Genomic DNA, 21677 nt, shown 5'->3' on the forward strand with positions numbered 1-21677 from the left:
AACAGCTAATTGTAGAGTCAAAAACACAATTAGCCATTAATAATTAGGTGCGAGTTATGCTTTATACCCACACGCAAAAACTTCTTCCCGGTACTTATTGCGACGAGTTTCTTCCTCCTGTCAGTCATTGGACCTCTTTAGCTGGAATATCTCTCATGGGAACTGTGGGTGCAGCGGTTGCTCTCTCCTCTTATGTTAAATACAATGTCACTGTGAAGGCTGCAGCTACAGTTCGTCCTGCAGGTGATATCCGTTTAGTCCAACCGGAAATAGATGGCACTATTAAAGATATTTTTGCTAAAGAAAATCAGATTGTCAAACAAGGCGATGTTATTGCTCGTCTTGATGATTTAGAACTGCACATTAAAAATGGTCAACTACACGATAATCTCCAAGAAGGAAATTTACAAATTACTCAAATTGATGCCCAAATTACAGATCTAAACAATCAAATTGAGGCGGAAAAGAAAGTCATAGAATGGACGATCGCTTCTGCTAAATCTGATTTAACACGCCATCAAAGAGACTATCAAGAACAGCAAATTAAAACTCAAAGTGAATTACAAGCAGCACGAGCCAACTTGCAAAAAACAAAAGCAAATTTACAAAAAGCTAAGGCAGATTTAGATTTTGCCCTTTTGGATCGCGAGCGCTACCAACAGCTTGCAGAAATTGGAGCAATTAGTCAGCGGGAATTTGAGCAAAGACAATTAGCTGTTGAGCAAGCAAAATCAGTGGTCAATTCCGAAGAAAAAGCGATTGACATTGCCCAAGCTAATCTAGAATCTGCTAAAGCAGCTATCAATCCCTCTATAGCAATGCTGGCAATAGCCAAACAAAAAATTTCCCAAGAAACAGCCAAAGGAAAATCAACAATTGCTGCTTTTCTTCGTGAAAAAAATGCTTTAATTCAGAAGCGAATTGAAATGAAAAACCAAATTCAACAAGCTAAAAAAGAACTTGAAAAAAATCATCTTCAACTTCAGAGTACCCTAATTCGCGCTACCAGTGACGGTATTATTCTGAAGCTGAATCTGCGAAATTCCGGTCAAGTTGTACGACCATCAGAACCTGTTGCTGAAATTGTGCCTCATAATGCGCCTTTAGTCATTAAAGCAATGGTTCCTGCTGCTGATATCCAAAATGTTGAAGTCGGTCAAAACGTGCAATTGCGTGTTGATGCTTGTCCCTATCCAGATTACGGTACTCTCAAAGGTGTTGTCACCGCTGTTTCACCAGACGCCATAAAACCTCAGAATAACAGCACATCTTCTCCCATACCTAGTTCTACAGCTCCTGTTGTGAGTTACTTTGAAGCCACAATCAAACCGGAAAGTCGCTCTTTTGGCAACGCTCGTCTTACTTGCCACATACAAGCTGGAATGGATACTAAAGCTGACATTATTTCTAAAGAAGAAACTGTACTAGAATTTATGCTGAGAAAAGCAAGATTAATCACAGATTTATGAGAAATTTGTTAGGGTTTAAGTAGGTCGGTCAGAAAAAATCGATTTTTTGTGAGGCTGGATTGTGTACGATCGTTATATTTTCAATTATCTACTGCATTACCCTCATCATCTTTGTTGCATCTTACTATAAAACCCAAGAGGCATTACATTGGTGGTCTTACAGACAATCTATAAAACTTTTTTTAGAAGCTGAAGCAATTCGGGACAGCTTATTACAAGAATCTTTTATAATACGTCGCAGTTTAGAACTTTTACCAAGTGATGATTTGGAGCTATCAGCCCATCAAACTCAAGAATGTTTAAAAAAAGTTGATAATTTACATCAATCTCTTACTCGATTGAGCGAGCGTTTATTTCCAGAGTACTTTCAAGGGAGCTTGCCTTTAGCAATTCAAGGCGTATTACAAACTTGGGCTATCTCTCATCCAGATATATGCTTCAATATCAGTTTACCAATGAGGTGGCAACACGAACCAATTGAACGTAGCTTGATAGTTGCCTGGTCTTTAGAGGAGTTACTGAGAATAACTGTACCAGAAGTTTTAACTCCAACATCAATTTATATCCATTTACAAGAACGAAAAAATAGAGCTAAATTCATAGTTCAAATGACTTATCCCGATGTATCTGTTTCTACATCAATCTTGTATTATAGTCAGTTGGAATTTAAATTTCTTAGTAAAAGTTTTAGAATTTTAACATCAGGTCAATGTTTTTACCTTCACAAAAGTCTAAACATAACTTGGTACTTCTGCTGGTAATGATGGCGATTGCTTGCAACAAGGTTGTCTATAGGACTTTACTCAATCTTTTCTAGATAGACCAAAGCCGAAAATTAAATATCAGTAAATTTCCCCTTGAAAAGTTAAGAATTATATACTAAATTCCTGAATCTTTTGCAGCAATAGGAATAGTAGAATACATACATATTTTGCTTATAGATTCTAGGGTTTTATATAAGGGATTTCCAACAAATAAATTACCCCGGAATGTGGGATGGGCGTCCTTGCCCGTCCTGTATAAGTGGCGGGCTAAAAGCCCGTACCACAAGAAATTTCAACGGAGGTAAAAAATATGAAACAAGCTATATCAGACAAGGCATTGCTTAGTATTTTAGTTATTGACGATCATGAATCAGTTTTAAGTGGAACTATAGATGTGTTACAAAAACACTATCCAGAGGCTAAATTCATGACTGCTCTAACTGCTAAGAACGCCCTCAATCAAGTTATAAGCTTAACACCAGATGTTGTTGTTATGGATTTATCTATTCCAGAAAGCCCCGGTATGTTAGCACGACCTGATACAGGTGTTCAACTTCTGAAAACCTTAATGAAAAAATTTCCCACCCTGAATATTGTTGTCCAAAGTGTTCACGCTAGAACACTGGTGCGAATCCGACCTGACATTGATACTCATAAAGGGGGGTTTACCGTAGCAGATAAAAGTCTTTCCAGTAAAGAAATGTTGATTAGAGTTGATTGGGCTTTACAGGGGTTAACTCATACTAAAGACATTAAAGGAATTCACGCTGGGTTGGAGGTGAAACCAGAGTGGCTGAGGGTACTAACTCTGGCTTTTGAGCAAGGATTACAAGATAAAGCGATCGCCGAACAAATGTGCCTATCCGAACGGATGGTGCGTCATTACTGGAGTAAGCTGCAAGATGCTTTAAATGTTTATCCTGAAGAGGGAAAAAACATCCGCATTCAAACGGAAATGCGAGCTAGAGAAGAAGGTTTAATTGATTAGTTCGTAGTAAGTAGTTATTTACCAATAACCACTTACTACTCAAAACATAAATTTATGCAGCCTGAATTTTGGAAAAAAGTAAAAGAAGAAATTACCATCTGGCGTGTAGGCGCATTACCTGGCATTGTGGTGATTGGGTTGGTAATAGCTACCCGTCTCGCAGGTTGCATGCAAGCCTTAGAGTGGTTATTTTTTGATAATTTTCTTCGTCTGCGACCTCAAGAACCTATTGATGAACGCGTTATTATTATAGGTATAAACGAAGAGGATATTAATGATATAGGAACTTATCCTATACCAGATAAAGAACTGGCTATATTGTTAAGAAAATTGCACGATCTCAATCCTCGAGCGATCGGTCTTGATATCTTTAGAAATTTACCGGTTGAACCAGGATACAGCGAACTAGCTACAGCATTTCACGAGATTAAAGATTTGATTGCTATAGAAAAAGTTTTACCAGAACAAGTCTCTCCACCAATGGAATTATCAACAGAACAAGTTGGTTTTGCCGACCAAATTATTGATAATGATGGGAAATTGAGACGTAGCTTGCTAGCAACACCAACGACTAAAGGTTACAAATTCTCGTTGTCTCTTAATTTAGCTACAGCTTATCTAAGTCGTGAAAGAATCGTTTTAGAAAACGGGATTCATGATGAAAACACTATTAGATTTGGCAATACCGAATTACCTAGATTTTTATCTAACTCTGGAGGCTACGTTCAAGCGGATGATGGTGGAGTTCAGGTACTACTCAATTTTCGGAGTGGTCAAGAACGATTTAGAATTCTCTCTCTTCAGGATATTAAAACAGGAAATTTTAAGCCGGACTGGATACGCGATCGCGTTGTCATTATTGGGGTCGTTGCTTCTAGTGTGAAAGATTTGATAACAACTTCCGCAATTTCATCTACTAAACCTGCACCGGGACGAGTGTATGGAGTAGAAATCCTGGCACATAATACCTCTCAAATTATCAGTACAGTACTTGACGGAAGACCCTTCTTGCATACTTGGTCGGAAGGGTGGGAATATATATGGATTCTGTGTTGGGGTTTGTTAGGAATTACTTTTGCTAGGCTAACGAAATCGCCTCTCATCAATCTTTTAGCTGTTTTCTTTGCGAGCATTAATCTTGTATTTGCCAGTTATATACTTCTTCTGTTTTGGGGTTTGTGGGTTCCGATTACACCAGCAATGCTTGTTTTGGCTTTGAATGGTGTTGGGATGACAGCCTTATATCAGTACGATCGAGCCTTGCGTTCTAGAATGAATGCTCGCCAAAGTTTGATAGAACGCACATTTGAAACAATTCATAATGGACCACTACAAACTCTAGCGAAAACTTTAAAGCTTGTCAGAGACAGGGATTTACCAGCAAACGAATTAGTTGCACAACTAGAAAGAGAACTGGAAAAATTAAATCACGAGCTAAGAGGAATTTATGAATTTTTACAACAAGAACCCATAACTCAAGATAGTTGTCTGTATTTAGGAAAAGGATTAATCCTCAATTTGGAAGACCCAATTCATGAAGTTCTCTATCAAGTTTATAACTCTACTTTAGAACGAGACTTTCCCTGTTTTAAAACACTCAAAGTGAAAATCCGTACCTTCGATCCTATAGGCGATCGCTACTTAAGTATAGAGCAAAAGCTAAGTCTTTGCCGCTTTTTGGAAGAAGCTTTGTGCAATGTTGGCAAACACGCTATAGGAGTCAGCTGTCTTGAGGTCACTTGCACTAGCTACGAGGGCTGGTGTACTTTAAGTATCCTAGATGATGGTCTGGGTATTAACTCATCTAAAGAGGGTAGGGGAACACAGCAGTTTAGAAATTTGGCTAGACAATTAAAAGGAAAATTTAGGCGTTCTTCCCGTTTTCCAAAAGGTACTCTCTGCGAGTTATCTTGGCCTATTAAGAGTTTTTACCGATGGTAATGGATAGACTGTGCAGCCATCAGAATTTTCTTGCTAATTATTTCTGCAACAAACTTGTTCTTCCTTCAACGCTAGAATAAGAGTGGTTTGATGGTTCTTACTTTAAATAAGTCTCGCTTGAATTAGAGAATATTTATTACGAACAAAGAATAAATCCTTGATGAGATATTATGTAAATTGTGAGAATTAAGAATTAAAAAAAACAAGTTAGTGAGTTAATTTTGGTATTAGAATAAGTATATATAAACAATAAAAAAATTACTTTTTCTCAGTGTAATGCCGGGGAGGATGTGAATATGACTCACAGGAAATGGCTTTTACACAAACTGTTAAATACTGGGCTGTTAACAACTTGTATTTTGACAATTGTGCTTTCTTTTACTCATGTGGGGCTAGCCGAATACCGACCACCTAGCAATCAAAAACCACCAGGTACCAATACAGACTCATCGGGTACGAGATTTTTAGCTCAATTCGGGCAGAACCGATTTCGAGTGCAAAACTAGGTATTTTTCTGGCATTCAGTCCAAAGACGATCCACATTGGCATGATGCAACCAGAAAATTGCCGTCAGTTTAGTGCGGTGAGTGCCAATATATAAATATTGGTGCTAAATTCAGCAAGAGGAAGGCAAAATAAAGCTGTGCAGATAACATTTCTAGGGACGAGTTCCGGTGTACCTACGCGAGCACGCAATGTTTCCAGTGTAGCCCTGAGACTACCACAACGGGCTCAGATGTGGTTATTTGACTGTGGTGAAGGGACTCAGCATCAAATTTTGCGGTTCTTTCTTTTAGTCTTAAATTTATGTGCTGTAAGTAAGCTTATTTGCGGTTTACTCGTACAGGTGCAAGATGTGAGATACGCTATTTATATTGGGGTGGAATGCCGACACGACCCGATTTATCGGGCGTGACATTATGGTAAAGCAATAGCTGCAAAGTCTCCAGGATTTGTACAATCTGAATTGCAACGCAAAGCTGAAATTGCTGGCGGTCAATTCATCACCTTTTCTACTTCATATACTGCACTATTACAAACTCATTTGAATGGGCAACGTATCAAGAAAAGTCTATCAGAACGTGTCCATAAAGATGTAACAGGTAAAGCAGTTATGCACCGCGACCTCTTCAGCGCGTATTTGAGTAGACTTGTTAATGAGGATCAGCTTCTATGGGAAAGTGCTGCTCGTCAGTATTCGGGGACGGAGCCGTCCCTTGTGGATGCCTGGAAGCGTTATGAAAACCAAACTGCAAGTCGAGTAGGCAAGTCCGTTCGCGAAGCGTGCGCGCCAGCGCATAAGCGGGAAGACTCATTTTCCCTTAAAGCAGTTATCCCAGAAAGGCAAAAAGTCTAGCCAGATAGTCAGTAAGGACGAAAAGCTAGACCCAAATTTGCCCGAATCCGCGTAGCTTCAGCTCGCGGAGTGGCTCAAGCCAACAAGGTTTTGCGAGAGTACAGCATCATTGCGGGAAGATTGATTTCCGGTTCTGAGCGATCGCGTCTGTTACAGATTGCCAAAATGGAATTCTACCTTGATTCAGGATGCGATAGCCTAATTGCAGAAGCCTTGGAGTGGGCAGCTGCTAATCCTGGTTGCTTGCCGTTTACGTTGTCAGCAGCTTTTCAAGAACGAGGCGGTTCGTAGCGTATTAGCAATGACACTGTGGTCGGGTAGTAGGGCTAGGAGGCTCAAGTTTTATGTATGCTTATAGGTGTGTTTGGATTTTCCCTCGATCTGTTTATTGGCAATACTTATTAACTTAATTGAAGTTTTCAATAGTTACTAAGTTTATATCCTTTATCTTTCCCCACTTTTAATGTATGAGTTTACAAAATTGGAGACGTAAACGTGGCGTTGCACTTACCCCCAAGGGGTTGGAAAAACTTCAGGAGGCGAAGCGTAAATCAGAAGCGGAAGAAAATTTTGGCAACAGGTACACCTTTGAAGAAATAAGTGCCCGTTCTGGGCTATATACCGGTACGGTCTCCAAAGTAATGAATCGTGAAGGAGGGGTTGACAAACGGACGATTGAGGAGTTATACAGAGCTTTTAATTTAAAACTTGAAAAAAGTGACTATTTAAGTTCTAATACGCGCTTGGATTTGGGAGAAGCTATCTGTACCTCAATTTTTTATGGACGCACAGAAGAATTTGTCACTTTAGAGCAATGGGTTATCCATGAGCGCTGCCGATTGGTGGCAGTATTGGGAATGGGTGGCATTGGTAAAACGGCTCTGTCTGTAAAGTTTTCTCAACAAATTCAGGAGAGCTTTGAGTACGTTATCTGGCGTTCTCTACGAGAAGCCCCGCCACTTCAAGCTATCCTGGCTAACCTAATCCAATTCTTGTCCAACGAGCAAGTTTCAGAAGCTAATTTGCCAGAAAACTTAAGTGACAAAGTATCACTATTACTTGATTATCTACGGAATCATCGCTGTCTGCTTATACTTGATAATGCAGAGTCAATTTTAAGCAGTGGCACTAGAACTGGAAAATATCGAGAGGGATATGAGGGATATGGTGAGTTCTTCAAACGGGTGGGAGAAGCAACTCACACCAGCTGCTTGGTATTGACTAGTCGAGAAAAACCTAAAGAAGTGGCATCCTTGGAAGGAAAAGGGCTACCTGTTCGTTCACTCCAACTGGGAGGTTTGAAGGTGGAGGAAGGACAGGAAATTTTTCAAGTCAAAGGGCTATCTGCAGCAAAGAGCGAATGGGAAGTCATGGTTAAACGTTATGCAGGTAATCCATTAGCTTTAAAGATAGTCTCTACAACGATTCAAGATATCTTTGGTGGTAATGTTACTGAATTTTTGCGGCAAGACACGGCTGTTTTTGGAGACATTCGCGATATTATAGAACAGCAGTTCGATCGCTTGTCAGATTTAGAAAAGGACATCATGTACTGGCTAGCAATTAATCGCGAGCCGATCGCACTCTCAGAATTGCAAAAAGACATGGCTTCACCAATACCATTACCAAAATTACTGGAAGCTGTGGAGTCGTTAGGACGGCGAGTGCTAGTTGAGAGAAGCGAATTACTCTTTACACTACAACCAGTGCTCATGGAGTACGTTACTCAGCGATTTGTAGAGCAATTTTGTGAAGAGATTGTTACTCAAAATATCAAACTTTTCAAGAGCCATGCGCTGATAAAGGCGCAGGGGAAGGACTATGTCAGAGAGGCACAAGTTCGTCTTATCCTCCAGCCTGTCCTTGATGGACTACTCAACGACTTGAAGAACAAGCAAGGTGTTGAGGAACAGTTAACTCAAGTGGTAGCTCGGCTGAGACAGACATCGCTACGGGAACCTGGGTACACGGCTGGTAATATTATTAATTTACTGTATCAACAGGGAACTAATTTGAGAGGCTATGACTTCTCATATTTAACGATTTGGCAAGCTGACCTCAAGCACGCACAGTTGCAAGAAGCTAATTTTGCTCATGCTGATTTGGCAAAATCTGTTTTTGCTGAAACCTTCGGTGGGGTGTTATCGGTAGCGTTTAGCCCAGATGGAAAAGTTTTTGCTACAGGTGATACCAATGGAGAGATTTGCTTGCGGCAAGTTGCGGATGGGGAACAACTTCTTACCTGTAAGGGTCACAGCAGCTGGGTTTTATCAATCACCTTCAGTTCTGATGGCAGAACTTTTGCTAGCAGTAGTACTGACTGTACTGTGAAGCTGTGGGATATTGGTACAGGTCAATGTCTTCAAACATTGCGGGAACATGAGAATGAGGTTTGGTCAGTTGCTTTTAGTCCGGATGGTAATACATTAGCCAGTGGCAGTGATGATACTTCGGTGAGGCTATGGTGTGTCAGGACTGGTGAATGCAAAAGAGTATTGCGGGGACATACGAACTGGGTATTATCAGTTACCTTTAGCTCGGATGGACAGACAGTCTTTAGTGGTAGTGATGACAACACAATCAGGTTTTGGGATGTCAGCACTGGTGAATGCAAAAGAATTTTGCAGGGACATCGCGATGGGGTACGGTCAATCAGCCTCAGCCCTGACGATCTAACGCTGGCTAGTGGTAGTGATGACAATACAATCCGGTTGTGGGATGTCAGTACGGGTAAATGCAAAAGAATTTTACAGGAACATTCCAATGCGGTATGGTCTGTTACTTTCAACCCAAAAGGTGATATGTTGGCTAGTGGCAGTCATGACTTCTCAGTAAAACTCTGGAGTGTTGACAGTGGCGAATGTATTAGAAGTTTCCAAGCACATACTAATTGGGTGTTTTCAATCGCCTTCAACCCACAGGGTAATATATTAGCTAGTGGCAGTCGTGACCAGACGGTGAGGCTGTGGAGCGTTGATAACGGGGAATGTATCAAAACTTTCCAGGGATATACCAATCAGATACTTTCAGTTACCTTTAGTTCTGATGGTCGGATACTGGCCAGTAGCAGTCATGACCAAAAGGTGAGGTTGTGGGATGCTAGCACAGGTCAAGCCTTAAAAACTCTCCACGGGCATACTAATTGGGTATACTCAGTTGCCTTTAGCCCACAAGGCAATACCCTGGTCAGTGGTAGTGGAGACAAAACGGTGAAGCTGTGGGATGTTAGTACGGGTCAAGCTTTGAGAACTTTCCAGGGACATACTGCTGTAGTCTGGTCAGTTGCTTTCAGTTCTGACGGTCAGATGGTGGCGAGTAGTAGTGAAGACCAAACAATAAGGTTGTGGGATGTGAGTACAGGTCAAGCCCTGAAAACTCTCCAAGGACACAGTGCCGCAATCTGGTCTGTTACCTTTAGTCCTCAAGGGAGAATACTAGCCAGTGGCGCTTTGGATCAAACAATAAGGTTGTGGGATGTTAGCACTGGTGAGTGTAACAAAACTTTAGAGGGGCATACAAGTTGGGCTTGGTCTATTGCCTTTAATCCGGATGGCGACACTTTGGCAAGTACCAGTCCGGATAGAACGTTAAGGTTATGGAGTGTCAGCACTGGTGAATGCCAAAAAATTTTGCAGATAAATACAGGTTGGTTACAATTTGTTGCCTTTAGTCCCGACAGCCAGACGCTAGCTACTAGCAGTCAAGATTACACAGTTAAATTGTGGGATGTTAGCACTGGTGAGTGCAAAAGAACTTTGCACGGCCACACAGGTTGGATCTGGTCAGTCAACTTTTGTTCTGATAATCAAACTCTGGTTAGTGGCAGCGAAGATGAGACAATCAGACTTTGGGATGTCACAACAGGTGAGTGCTTAAAAATTTTGAAAGCTGAGAAACCTTATGAGCGCATGAACATTATGGGGGTTACAGGTTTAACTGAAGCAACTATTGCTACGTTAAAAGCGCTGGGAGCAGTTTAAGACAACCGTTTAGGTTTGGTCATTTAGCTTGAACGGCTATTCATCCCACATCTTACCCGTAGGGAAGTGTGGGATGAATAGCCGGACAAAAAGATTGCAATCCCCGACCCTCCGGGTAAGCAGTTGCTTTATGCCGGGAGATCCGTCCACCGCACTGCTTACCTATATTAACTGTCAGTTAATGCGGGAGCGGGATTAGCAATCTTTTTGGAAAGCTCGCCGGACAGAAGATTCTGTCCGGCAGACTTTCCGTCTATCTCCGATATTTTTAATGAATCAATCAAGTCTTCTATTACGTGGGTCATCGTCGTATCCTTCATCGCTGCATATAATCTTAACTTATCCATTCTCTTCTTACTCATCCGTATTCTTAAATAATCATCTTTCATAAAATCTCCTCAATATCTCCTCATTTATGCTACCATGAGTACAACAAATAAAAAACAAGGAGGTAAAAATAGAGCCAAGGCAGTAAAACAACTTGCATTGCAACACAAAAAAGTTGCTGATAAGAGAAAAGATTTTCATTTCAAAACTGCTAATGCGCTGCTAAAAAAGTACGACGTGATAGCACATGAAGATTTGAATATTAAGGGATTGGCAAAGTCTAAGCTGGCAAAATCAATACATGATGCGGCTTGGTCGAGTTTCTTATCAATTCTTGCAAACAAAGCGAAAATGCTGGTTTGTTGGTAATAGCTGTCAACCCCAAAAATACATCTCAAGATTGTTCTGGTTGTGGTGCTAAAGTTCCAAAAAAACTACATGAAAAATGACACAGATGTCCTCATTGTTCATGTAGCTTGGACAGGGATCATAACGCAGCGATCAATATAAGAAAAAGAGCGGAAGGGCATACCGTTCTTAAAGCTCAGAGTCTACGCACAGCAGTAGCCGGATTGTCTGAGAAGCCCACACTTACCGCAAGCGGTAAGTGTGGGAGAGTGTCACAGGAAGAACCGGAAATTATCAAACACCAGCAAGGAGGTCGGTTGGTAATCCTTGCTCGAATTCATTGGCTAAAATCCATTCCAGGTCAATTTCCATGCTATTGAACTGACTAATAAGATCCAGGCTCAAAAACTGTTGTCCGATAGCTGTAATTGTTGTGGTCATCATTGTATTCTCCTTATAGTTTATAGTTGTTTTCAACGGTACAATCAAAAATGTTTGAGATAAGCTATTTAAAGCTCTCTGGTTACTTTGCGTTTCAAATGAAAATCAGATATTGCCTGTTGGCGAGTATGGGACTTTAGTGGTGTTAACGCATTCTGGAGTTCTTCTTCTGATATGTAGCCATCCTTGTGTTGGTTAAAGCACAATAGTGCAGTTTCGTAACAAGCAATAGCTACGCGGGCACGCTCTTCAGGAGAGAGCCCTGCAACAACCTCAACTATCGCCTCCACGTGCTCCACATCGCTGCCAATACCACTATGTACGCGCAGGTAACGAGTAGCATGAGTACCTGGAGGAAGTAAAGCTTCCACTCGCTGAATGTACTCTTTTCCAATACCTAACGATAGACGCTCCATCGTATAGCAATAGCCAACACAAGCTATTGGGTCAGGAAATTGCACACTTCGGATAAAGTAATCCATCAAAGCTATGGCGGCAGGAGGAACGAGTACTTCCACCACAGCTTGTGCTTGATATCCCATTGCTTGAATATCAAGTAGAGCAAGTTGGTCATGTCCTTTTTCCTCAATAGCTTTCTGTGCAGCCCACTGCGCTAAACTTCTATGTCCTGCTTTTGCAAAGCGTTCTCTCGCTTCCTCCATCAGTCGAGGGGTGGAATGACACAGATGGTAGGAAGCGGCAAGTCTCCATACCCAGCGCAACCGAGTCAAGGCAGGTGGTTTACTACTCGGCAATACAGCTTTCCTGGCAAATGTTATGGCTCCATCCAATAGCTTTTTGGTCGTTGCTGCACTGTCTACACTGACCTTCTGTTGGTTGAGGAAAGCGCTGTTCTTTACGGAACTGAGTCGATGTAACCCACTGCTGTTGACAGTCGTTACCATTATTTTATTAGCCGCAATACATCTTGATTGCATATCAACTAAAGAATTCATGGTGCGATTTGCAACTATTTTGACACTACAACATTAAGCTTGAATAATTACAAGCCCAGACGATAGAAGAAAGCACAAACTGTGTGAACTGGTAACTTACGATTTAAACGACTAGTTAGGTGTTACCTGTTTCTAACCCAAATCCGATATTGAATTGTTCACTCTTGCTGCCCGATAATGGTCTTACTCAGGCGTTATGGCTATGAGAGTAAGCCCATCAATGCTCCGCTCAGTTCATCTCCACTAGAAGTTAAATATGGTAAACAAACTCATGTTCTCGCGCAGCAAACGCCGTAGAAGCAAGACATGGGCTGTAGTATAGATGAATCTTGATACGTTGTCCCTAAGATATGCTATACTCTTAAGTAGTTGGTTCAAAACGGTTCGCTCACTCTGAAAATAAGAGAAAAAAGACCAAGATAAGGTGAAAGAATTGGACATAACACTGCTTCGGGTTTGTAAACATCTGGGGACGCAGTAAGCAATTCCGAACTTTTGTGAGTCCGTAACCTTTGGCTTATTAGAAAAATTGGTCTTTTCTATAGGGTTCGTCCTTTTTACTTAACGTTTCGGAGGTGGTGGGGTTGTATTGTTCCATCTTTTTGAATAACAAAGTTTCTAGCAGGTCGTAGATGTGTATCTTTGACTTGACTTTACATACAACCATCTTGATATATATTCAACCATCATAAAACTATTTTAGCCTATTGCACATCGGGAAGTTGATCCGGAAGTTAAGCTAACGATGAACTCAAAAAGGTTTGTAAAGATATTTTAAGCAGGTATTGACTGAGTACGACCTCCTAAGTTACCTGCGTGTAAGCTTAAATAGCGGGCGACAGGGCAAGACGAACGAAGCCCTTTACACGCACCTAAGTTTCACGAGCACAAGCGCTTATCTACAAAACTCCTTGACTGAAACCGCGCTTTTTGTGGAACAGAAACGCCCCAAGCCCAAATTTTGCTCCAGCCAAGGCTGAAAGTTGTTAACTTTTTCCAACAAACAGTCGTGGGCTTTACACTTCTCAAGTGTAAATGTCCTCACTCAATCTGCAGTAAAATTTTGGTTTTTTTTTATAAAGAAAACGGCTGAAAACCCTTGAAGATGTATCTCTCCGCCACGCTACGAGCTACATCTGTGCTTCAGACAAGGGATGAAAGCCGTGAGCGTCCTTTAGAGGTCGAGCCGAGATACGGATACCGTTGTATTGAGACAATAATTAATCGGGAAAGGATAGAGTTGACATAAAACCGTCCGGACGGTATAGTAAATTCAAGCAGCGTTTAAATAATATTGTTGCCATGCCTACAGTTAAAGTCTCCTCTGAAACTCGTGATGCTATCCTTCAAGCAGCCAGTCAAATAGTTCTCACCAGTGGGACTGACAAACTAACTTTGGAAGCTGTTGCCCGTGAAGCTGGTGTTAGTAAGGGCGGTCTGCTCTACCATTTTCCAAATAAAGAAGCACTGATTGCTGGGATGATTAGTCAGATCATCAACGACTTGAATGCTAAGCTCTCCCTAGAGTTTAATCAGGATCGAGATAGCGACACATCTAAACGTTTGCTGCGGGCTTATATTCGTGCCAACTTCCCCTGCGATCGCCAACTGGTGAAAATTGGTGCAGGTTTACTTGCTGCCATCGCCGTCAACCCAAATTTGCTTCAGCCTGTACGTGCTGACTTCGATCAAATACAACAAAAGATTGAGGAAAGTGGAGCCGATCCTGTGGTTGCCACAATCATTCGGTTAGCTGTTGATGGTTTATGGATGGCAGATATGTTCGGCTTGGCAGCGCCTGACGAATCATCACGCCAAAAGGTTATGGAAGCTCTTTTAGCTTTGACCTAAAAAGTTAGGTAATGAAAAATGTCTTTTGATATCAGTAATTCCAAGGCTAGTGCAATTTGATATTCTTTTCTCTTGCCTTATGCCTAAGACCGTTGACTGTGAGCAATATCGCAAAAAACTACTCAGTAAGAGCTTTGATTTATTTGCTAAAAAAGGGTACAGATCTACCACAATGCGTGAAATTGCTCAATTTATAGGTGTTTCTACTGGAAAGCTATATCACTACTTTCCCAGTAAACAAGCACTTTTTGAGCAATTGGTAGAAGAAATAAGTCAGCAAGATGAGTTAAAAGTAACTTTCGACTTCGACAAACACCAAACTTGGGAAGAACGACTGGAAACCTTTGAGACCTTCTTAGTTAAGCAGAAAGAATCTCTTATTAAAAGGATGTATATCTTGATTGATTTTTATCGATGTCAAGATTCTAATGAGGGATTAAACAGCAAGATTTCTCAGCAAATTATTGAGCGTTCTTTACTGGAAATACATGATTTTTTAGGAATTGAAGATCCAGTGCTAGCCTCCTTTACATTTTCCCTTATTAATGGCTTAATTATTGAGCATATACGGGGGAATGAGAGGGTTTCAATTCCCGAGCAATGTACTTTGTTCAAGAAAATACTAAAAGCCTATTTAGAGCAGGGAATCTCTAAGAATAGGGAAAAACTAATTGTTCATTGAAAAATTAGCAATTAGTAATACTAATCAAGGAATACTTTTGTAATTTTAGTTAATGCACAAACAATTTACAAAAAGCACAGGCTATGACTTTTAAACTGTTGTCCAAACCTTCAAATCGTCAGTTGATTGGATTGATCGTTACTAGTACTGCCATCACGGGTGGAATTATTGTTTATGGCATTTCTCAGTTTGGTATAGTAGGTCAAAAACCTTCTCCTCAACCTATAGCAACTGAACCACTTATAAAAAAAGTGACCGCATTAGGGCGACTTGAGCCAGAAGCTGAAGTTATTCGCCTGTCTACACCAATCGATTTGGAGAGCGATCGCGTTGCGAAACTCCTAGTTAAGGAGAGTGACGAAGTAAAAGCCGGACAGGTTGTGGCAATTCTTAACTCCCGCTATAAACTACAAGACGCCGTGCTACAGGCGCAACAACAAGTTAACGTTGCCAAAGCTAGACTTGCACAGATAAAAGCCGGAGCGAAAGCAGGGGAAATTCAGGCACAACAGGCAACTATAAACCGCTTGCAGGTAGAAAAGGAGACAGAAATCAAAGCTCAAAAAGCAGCTATTGCTCGCCTGCAAGCAGAACAAAGCACGGAAATTGAGGCACAAAAAGCGACTATCATGCAGATGGAGGCACAATTAAAAAATGCTCAAGTGGAAAATGAACGCTATCAAACACTGTATCGAGAGGGAGCGATTTCTGCTTCCTTGCGGGATAGCAAACACTTAGCTTTTGAAACAGCGCAGCAACAACTCAACGAAGCACGTGCTAATCTCCGACGCATCCAAGCATCTCGAGAGGAACAACTCAACGAAGCACGCGCCAACCTCCGACGCATCCAAGCATCCCGACAACAAGAAATAAAAGAAGCTAGAGCTACCCTAGACAGAATTGCCGAAGTCCGACCAGTGGATGTACAAATAGCGCAAGAGGAAGTAGAAAACGCAATGGCTGCACTAAAACAGGCAAAAACCAATCTAGAGCAAACTCACATTCGCGCACCAATGGCAGGACAGATTCTCAAAATTCATACGCGAGTTGGAGAAAGGATTGGTGAAACTGGCATAGCTGACTTAGCACAAACCAACCAGATGATGGCAGTAGCAGAAGTCTATCAAACTGACATTGGTAAAGTTAAAGCCGGACAAAAAGCAAAAGTAACAAGTCCAGCTTTTACTGGAGAATTGCAGGGAGTCGTGACACAGATTGGCTTGCAGGTAGACCGACAAAACATTTTCAGCAATCAGCCAGGGGAAAAGTTGGATAGCCGAGTAGTCGAAGTGAAAATTCGCTTGAATCCAGAACACAGCAAGCAAGTAGCTGGTTTGACTAACTTGCAGGTGCAGACAGCGATTGAGCTATAGAGTTTATCTACTCAAACGAGAATAAAAAATTTTCATCTGGAAGCCGATGGCTTACAGTAACTGTTCTTCATCAAAGGTCATTCAAGGTTGTTCAACTATGTTTCGCAAATGGCTTTGTAAAACGCCGTTAGCATTGCGGCAGGTGATGAAACAAAAAACTCGTCTGGCAGTGGCAGTGGCAGGGATTGCTTTTGCAGATATTCTTATATTTGCTCAGATGGGATTTGAAGCCTCTCTTTATGAAAGTTCGATGGCTCCGCAAAAGAGCTTAGACGCGGATTTGGTAGTGCTGAACCCTCACTTTGAGACTATGTTTACGCCAAAAAGCTTTTTAAGAGAGCGGTTGTATCAGGCGCAAGCTATTGAAGGCGTACAGTCAGTAAGCCCGTTGTACATTGCTTCCGGACAATGGAAAAACCCTGAAAATCTCCGCACGCAGACAATTTTAGTGTTTGGCACTGACCCTTCAACTAAGGCATTTAAGTTTCCTGAGGTCAATCAAAACCGCCATCAACTGCAAATGTTGAATACAGTTCTGTTTGACCAAGCATCTTTGCCAGATTTTGGACCTATCGCCACTCTCTTTAAAGAACATGCAACTGTTGAAACCGAATTAAATAATATAAATGTTCGAGTCAGCGGTTTATTTACCTTGGGTGCATCCTTTGCTGCCTATGGCAATTTGATTACAAGCGATTCTACGTTTTTGCACGTCTTTTCCAATCGCAATCCCAACGACATTGAAGTGGGTTTGATTAAGTTAAAATCAGGTGCAAACACAGAACTGGTAGCAAAAAATTTAAGGGCTGCTTTACCTGAGGATGTGACAGTTTTGACTCTTGAAGGTTTTGCAGAGGTGGAAAAAAACTATTGGGCAAGAGTCAGTCCCATTGGTTTCATCTTTGGTTTGGGTGTCATGGTTTCCTTTATTGTCGGAATCGTAATTGTTTACCAAATTATTTATTCCGATGTTGCCGATCATCTACCTGAGTATGCTACATTGAAAGCAATGGGATATACGGATAATTACTTGCTGGGAATTATCGTCCAAGAAGCCCTGATACTAGCAGTGTTGGGCTATATGCCAGCTTTTGTTTTTGCAATTGGGCTCTATCAACTAACAGCTACTGCTACCATGCTCCCAATTTTTATGACTGTTGAACGGGGTGTAACCGTGTTTATTTTAACACTCACGATGTGCTTTATTTCGGGAGCGATCGCCATGCGAAAACTGCACTCTGCTGACCCTGCCGACGTTTTTTAGTCGAAAAATCAAACTCAAACAAATTAAAAATCTTGTCGTTAGAAGCTGTTTCTTTTCCCTGTTGCTATAACAGATGGCGATAGTCTAAAACCGTCTGCTAAAGTGCTTAGAATTTACCCTCTGACAAGTTCAATCCTGTAATTCTTTTCCCGTTACTATAACCATCTTGTACAAAAAGGAAGCGCATTATGAGAGTACACGAAAATATTGATTTATCTAGCTCTGCGTTCCAAGCAAATCCCTATCCTACTTACGCTTACTTACGTAAAAATGCTCCAATTTATCAAGTGATGCAGTCAAATGGTAGACCATTATGGTTAGTCACGCGATATGAAGACGCTATAGCAGTACTTAGAGATCCGCGTTTTGTAAAGGATTTCCGTAACGCCATAATGCCGGAGGAACTTGCAGAATTGCCTCCAGATGAACCAACATTAACGCTTTTAGAGCGTAGTATGCTTGACAGCGATCCCCCAAATCACACGCGGCTGCGCGGTCTTGTTTCTAAAGCATTCACACCCCGACGAATTGAGCAACTTGGAGCACGCATTCAAGAGATTGCTGAAGAATTGTTGGATGCAGTACAAGACAAAGGCTCGATGGATTTGATTGCAGAGTATGCCTTTCCTTTGCCCATGAATGTCATCTCGGAAATGCTTGGTATTCCTGATGAAGATTGCGATAAATTTCACAATTGGTCGAAGGCACTGGTTGAGGGAATAAATGTTATGGACCCTTACTTTGATAAAACAGCCCTTGCTGTAGCGGCAGAATTCTTTGAATACATTCGTATATTGTTGGACAAGAGGCGTAAGACTCCTGCTGACGATTTGATAAGCACTTTAATTATGGCAGAAGAGCAAAGCGACAAGCTCAATGAAGACGAACTTATTTCAATGATTCATCTTCTGATCCTTGCTGGTCACGAAACCACCATCAACTTAATTGGTAATGGTGTATTAGCGTTGCTACAACATCCCGACCAGCTTGCCCTACTCAAGAATAATCCGTCACTCATTAAGCCAGCAGTTGAGGAATTTTTGCGCTACGAGGCTTCTGTCCAGACCGCATCATCACGTTACACTAAAGAAGATGTGGAAATTGACGGGCAAATCATTCCTAGAGGTGAGTTAGTACTGGTGGTGCTAGGTGCTGCTAATCATGACCCAAAACACTTTAACAAACCTGATGAACTCAACATTACTCGTCAAAACAATCAGCACATTGCATTTGGCTACGGTATCCACCATTGTTTGGGTGCACAACTGGCACGTTTAGAAGGACAGATTGCAATTAACACCCTGCTGCGTCGTCTTCCAAATATAAAACTAGCTGTTGCACCGGAAGAATTACGTTGGCGTCCTGGTTTGAATATCCGTGGTCTCGAAGCTCTGCCTGTTAAGTTTTGAGCCTTCTTGTTGGCTTCTGTCGTAGTTCAGCAAAAATCAGCACAAACCAGTTGCCATTCAAACTTTCTTTCATTATGAACCATTGTCATTGGTACAAGCACTGGCTTTGCATCAAGCAAAGTACAATCAGTAAAAAGTGTTGGCTGCAAGGATTGGCATTAGGGTGTTTGTCTACAGTGTTAACCGTTATCCCTGCCTTGGGGGCTGAGCGAGTCTCTTTCTCCTCCAATCTAGGAGAGTTCTCTATTTCTGTCACTTCCTTAGAAACTTATGCACGAGAAGGCAAAAAGGACGGGGAATTAAGTTTCTACGCTCAGCATATTCCGCCACAAAAATTGGCGAAATTACGCTCCGTTCTGGGATATCGAGTTGAGTTAACCCCACTCATGGTTGCTCAACTCCTCTATTCTTCAATGGGAGAACAGTTGTTACAGTATCTGGGTGAATTGATTAGGACTGATTCTCGACTAAATGGCTTTTATGCACTCCGCGCCTCGCTAATTCTCGCTGCAGCCGATCCAGAAGGGTTAACTCTGGTCAACGTGCTTAAAAAACTGCCTTCTCCGACAATTCGCATCAACTCTACTCTTGCTTTTGAAATTGTGGATGTATTTGATTCGCTGATTCATCAAACTGATAAAGCAACTGCACTGATTGAACAACAATCGCAAATTGAAGCCATTGCATCTCAATCTGTCAATCTTGCCCAACCTATTAACTTGCAGCTGCCCGGTTTGGTGAAATGGCGAAAAGAAACACTTGCATTTAAAGACCATATTCGGAGCCGCTCCTTTGTAACTGACCTCTACCTGCCTCAACAGGCTTCTCCTGCTCCTGTACTGGTCATTTCTCACGGGTTCGGATCTGACCGCAAAGATTTTGCCTATTTAGCACAACATCTGGTATCTCATGGTTTTGCCGTTGCTGCCGTTGAACATCCAGGGAGCAATAACCAGCAATTACAAAGTCTGCTTAAAGGCGCGGTAAAGGAAGCCGTTGAAGCCAAAGAATTCATTAACCGACCTCAAGATATTAGTTATTTGCTGGATGAACTTCAACGTCTGAATCAATCCAGCCCTTCAATCCAAGGTCGGTTGAATCTGCAACAAGTGGGTGTCTTGGGGCACTCGTTTGGTGGCTACACTGCACTAGCTTTAGCGGGAGCAAAACTGAATTTTGAACAACTTAAGCAAGAGTGCCGAGTTGATAATTTCAACTTGAATGCAGCAAATGTTTCATTGTTACTTCAGTGCTTAGCGCTTAACTTGCCCGATAAAGCACACTATCCCTTGCAAGACAAGCGCATTCGAGCAGTCTTCGCCATGAACCCTGTCATCAGTGGTATTTTTGGGCAAAAAGGTCTAAGCCAAGTTCGGGTTCCTGTCATGCTAGTTGCAGGTAGCCATGATGCCGTCACACCTGCTTTAGTGGAACAAATTTGCCCCTTTACCTGGCTCACCAGTGATAATAAGTATTTGCTTAAGATTCAAGGTGGAACCCACGTTTATGACAACCAAGAATTTGCTAGTGCTTTCCCTATTCCTGATAAGTTAGCTAACCCCAATCCAGCTCTTACCCGTCGCTATCTCAAAGCAATGAGTTTGGCTTTTGCAAAAACTCATGTAGCTGGTCAATCTGAATATCGTGATTACCTTAATCCATCATATGCAGAAAGCATCAGTCAATCGCCTCTACCTCTAAGATTTGTACGTTCTTTAACTGCAACTCAGTTATCTCCAACACAGAATCTTTCTTGTCCAGGGGCGCAAAAGTTCTAATTACAATTCCTATCAAGATTGCCCTCATTGCTCATACCGATTCTCCATAGTTAGAAGCTTTATTCGACCCCCCTGTAGTCCTCCATTAATTAAGAGGGATGCCGGAGGCGGGGGGTCATTATGAACCTCACAAATTAATAAAATCCTATGCAAACCCTTTTCTCCCCTGACTCCAACCAATCCCAAGTTAGTGAACCCGTGATTTCTGCTCGTAATCTCAATCATTACTTTGGTGAGGGACAACTTCGCAAACAAGCGTTGTTCGATATTAACCTAAATATTTACTCTGGTGACATTGTCATTATGACTGGTCCTAGTGGTTCAGGAAAAACCACGCTATTAACACTAATGGGTGGACTGCGTTCTGCCCAAGAAGGTAGTTTGAAGATATTAGGACAAGAAATTTGTGGTGCAAGCAAGCAGCAGTTGACACAAATTCGCCGTCAAATTGGCTATATATTCCAAGCGCATAACCTAATGACGTTCTTGACAGCTAAAGAAAATGTGCGAATGTCCCTAGAGTTGCATGAGAAAATGCTGAATCAGGATATGGACGCAATGGCGATCTCCATGCTGGAGAGTGTAGGGTTGGGACATCGTGCCAATTACTACCCAGAAAATATGTCGGGTGGACAGAAGCAAAGGGTAGCGATCGCTCGTGCGCTCGTGAGCCAACCTAAAATCATTTTGGCAGACGAACCCACTGCTGCACTTGACAAAAAATCTGGGCGCGATGCCTAATGCTTTAG

At 41.7% G+C, this 21677-nt stretch carries 18 protein-coding genes and 3 pseudogenes; 17 read left to right on the plus strand and 4 right to left on the minus strand.

Annotated elements, in window-relative coordinates:
• Positions 1–56 precede the first annotated feature (56 nt).
• From ACYRY3_RS22765 to ACYRY3_RS22785, 5 genes are all read left to right on the plus strand, one after another.
• The gene (locus ACYRY3_RS22765; protein ID WP_460203916.1) at positions 57–1469 is read left to right on the plus strand and encodes an HlyD family secretion protein; all 1413 of its coding nucleotides are present in this window, start codon (positions 57–59) and stop codon (positions 1467–1469) included.
• 59 nt (positions 1470–1528) lie between these two features.
• Complete coding sequence (locus tag ACYRY3_RS22770) at positions 1529–2230, plus strand: hypothetical protein (RefSeq protein WP_460203918.1); 702 nt, start codon at positions 1529–1531, stop codon at positions 2228–2230.
• Between the two features lie 313 nt (positions 2231–2543).
• Positions 2544–3221 (plus strand): response regulator, encoded by a 678-nt coding sequence (locus ACYRY3_RS22775; RefSeq protein ID WP_460203919.1) that lies wholly within the window; start codon positions 2544–2546, stop codon positions 3219–3221.
• Between the two features lie 54 nt (positions 3222–3275).
• The gene (locus ACYRY3_RS22780; RefSeq protein ID WP_460203921.1) at positions 3276–5162 is read left to right on the plus strand and encodes a CHASE2 domain-containing protein; all 1887 of its coding nucleotides are present in this window, start codon (positions 3276–3278) and stop codon (positions 5160–5162) included.
• Positions 5163–5458: 296 nt separating this feature from the next.
• A complete protein-coding gene (locus tag ACYRY3_RS22785; RefSeq protein ID WP_460203922.1) occupies positions 5459–5668 on the plus strand; it encodes a hypothetical protein in 210 nt (69 codons plus the stop codon).
• Here the strand turns inward: ACYRY3_RS22785 and ACYRY3_RS22790 are convergent.
• Positions 5665–5757: a tyrosinase family protein gene (locus tag ACYRY3_RS22790; RefSeq protein WP_460203974.1), complete on the minus strand. Its 93-nt coding sequence runs from the start codon at positions 5755–5757 to the stop codon at positions 5665–5667. The genes ACYRY3_RS22785 and ACYRY3_RS22790 overlap by 4 nt on opposite strands.
• Before the next feature lie 48 nt (positions 5758–5805).
• Here ACYRY3_RS22790 and ACYRY3_RS22795 point away from each other — a divergent pair.
• The 4 genes and pseudogenes from ACYRY3_RS22795 to ACYRY3_RS22810 form a co-directional block, all read left to right on the plus strand.
• Positions 5806–5979 (plus strand): annotated as a pseudogene (locus ACYRY3_RS22795) (ribonuclease Z); the annotation flags it as partial.
• Positions 5980–6129: 150 nt separating this feature from the next.
• On the plus strand, positions 6130–6519 hold the full coding sequence (locus ACYRY3_RS22800; protein ID WP_460203923.1) for a hypothetical protein: 390 nt from the start codon (positions 6130–6132) through the stop codon (positions 6517–6519).
• A gap of 69 nt (positions 6520–6588) precedes the next feature.
• On the plus strand, positions 6589–6810 hold the full coding sequence (locus ACYRY3_RS22805) for a hypothetical protein (RefSeq protein WP_460203924.1): 222 nt from the start codon (positions 6589–6591) through the stop codon (positions 6808–6810).
• 176 nt (positions 6811–6986) lie between these two features.
• The gene (locus tag ACYRY3_RS22810; protein WP_460203925.1) at positions 6987–10499 is read left to right on the plus strand and encodes a WD40 domain-containing protein; all 3513 of its coding nucleotides are present in this window, start codon (positions 6987–6989) and stop codon (positions 10497–10499) included.
• A gap of 167 nt (positions 10500–10666) precedes the next feature.
• Here ACYRY3_RS22810 and ACYRY3_RS22815 read toward each other — a convergent pair whose 3' ends face one another.
• The gene (locus tag ACYRY3_RS22815; RefSeq protein WP_460203926.1) at positions 10667–10888 is read right to left on the minus strand and encodes a hypothetical protein; all 222 of its coding nucleotides are present in this window, start codon (positions 10886–10888) and stop codon (positions 10667–10669) included.
• Between the two features lie 67 nt (positions 10889–10955).
• On the opposite strand from ACYRY3_RS22815, the pseudogene ACYRY3_RS22820 reads away from it, so the two are divergent.
• Positions 10956–11406 (plus strand): annotated as a pseudogene (locus ACYRY3_RS22820) (RNA-guided endonuclease InsQ/TnpB family protein); the annotation flags it as partial.
• Positions 11407–11468: 62 nt separating this feature from the next.
• On the opposite strand, the gene ACYRY3_RS22825 reads toward ACYRY3_RS22820, so the two are convergent.
• Entirely contained in the window at positions 11469–11618 is a 150-nt protein-coding gene (locus ACYRY3_RS22825) for a hypothetical protein (protein ID WP_460203928.1), read from the minus strand.
• A 65-nt stretch (positions 11619–11683) separates the two neighbouring features.
• Complete coding sequence (locus ACYRY3_RS22830) at positions 11684–12571, minus strand: hypothetical protein (RefSeq protein ID WP_460203929.1); 888 nt, start codon at positions 12569–12571, stop codon at positions 11684–11686.
• 1302 nt (positions 12572–13873) lie between these two features.
• On the opposite strand from ACYRY3_RS22830, the gene ACYRY3_RS22835 reads away from it, so the two are divergent.
• From ACYRY3_RS22835 to ACYRY3_RS22865, 7 genes and pseudogenes are all read left to right on the plus strand, one after another.
• Positions 13874–14422: a TetR/AcrR family transcriptional regulator gene (locus ACYRY3_RS22835; protein ID WP_460203930.1), complete on the plus strand. Its 549-nt coding sequence runs from the start codon at positions 13874–13876 to the stop codon at positions 14420–14422.
• 49 nt (positions 14423–14471) lie between these two features.
• Positions 14472–15104, plus strand: a complete 633-nt coding sequence (locus ACYRY3_RS22840; RefSeq protein ID WP_460203931.1) for a TetR/AcrR family transcriptional regulator — start codon at positions 14472–14474, stop codon at positions 15102–15104.
• Between the two features lie 83 nt (positions 15105–15187).
• A complete protein-coding gene (locus tag ACYRY3_RS22845) occupies positions 15188–16477 on the plus strand; it encodes an ABC exporter membrane fusion protein (RefSeq protein WP_460203932.1) in 1290 nt (429 codons plus the stop codon).
• Positions 16478–16574: 97 nt separating this feature from the next.
• The gene (devC, locus tag ACYRY3_RS22850) at positions 16575–17741 is read left to right on the plus strand and encodes an ABC transporter permease DevC (protein WP_460203933.1); all 1167 of its coding nucleotides are present in this window, start codon (positions 16575–16577) and stop codon (positions 17739–17741) included.
• 188 nt (positions 17742–17929) lie between these two features.
• The gene (locus ACYRY3_RS22855; protein WP_460203934.1) at positions 17930–19150 is read left to right on the plus strand and encodes a cytochrome P450 family protein; all 1221 of its coding nucleotides are present in this window, start codon (positions 17930–17932) and stop codon (positions 19148–19150) included.
• Positions 19151–19224: 74 nt separating this feature from the next.
• Positions 19225–20928, plus strand: coding sequence for an alpha/beta hydrolase (locus ACYRY3_RS22860; RefSeq protein WP_460203935.1), 1704 nt, complete (start codon positions 19225–19227; stop codon positions 20926–20928).
• Positions 20929–21075: 147 nt separating this feature from the next.
• Positions 21076–21663 (plus strand): annotated as a pseudogene (locus ACYRY3_RS22865) (ATP-binding cassette domain-containing protein); the annotation flags it as partial.
• Positions 21664–21677 lie beyond the last annotated feature (14 nt).

It is taken from the genome of Scytonema sp. NUACC21, assembly GCF_054684315.1.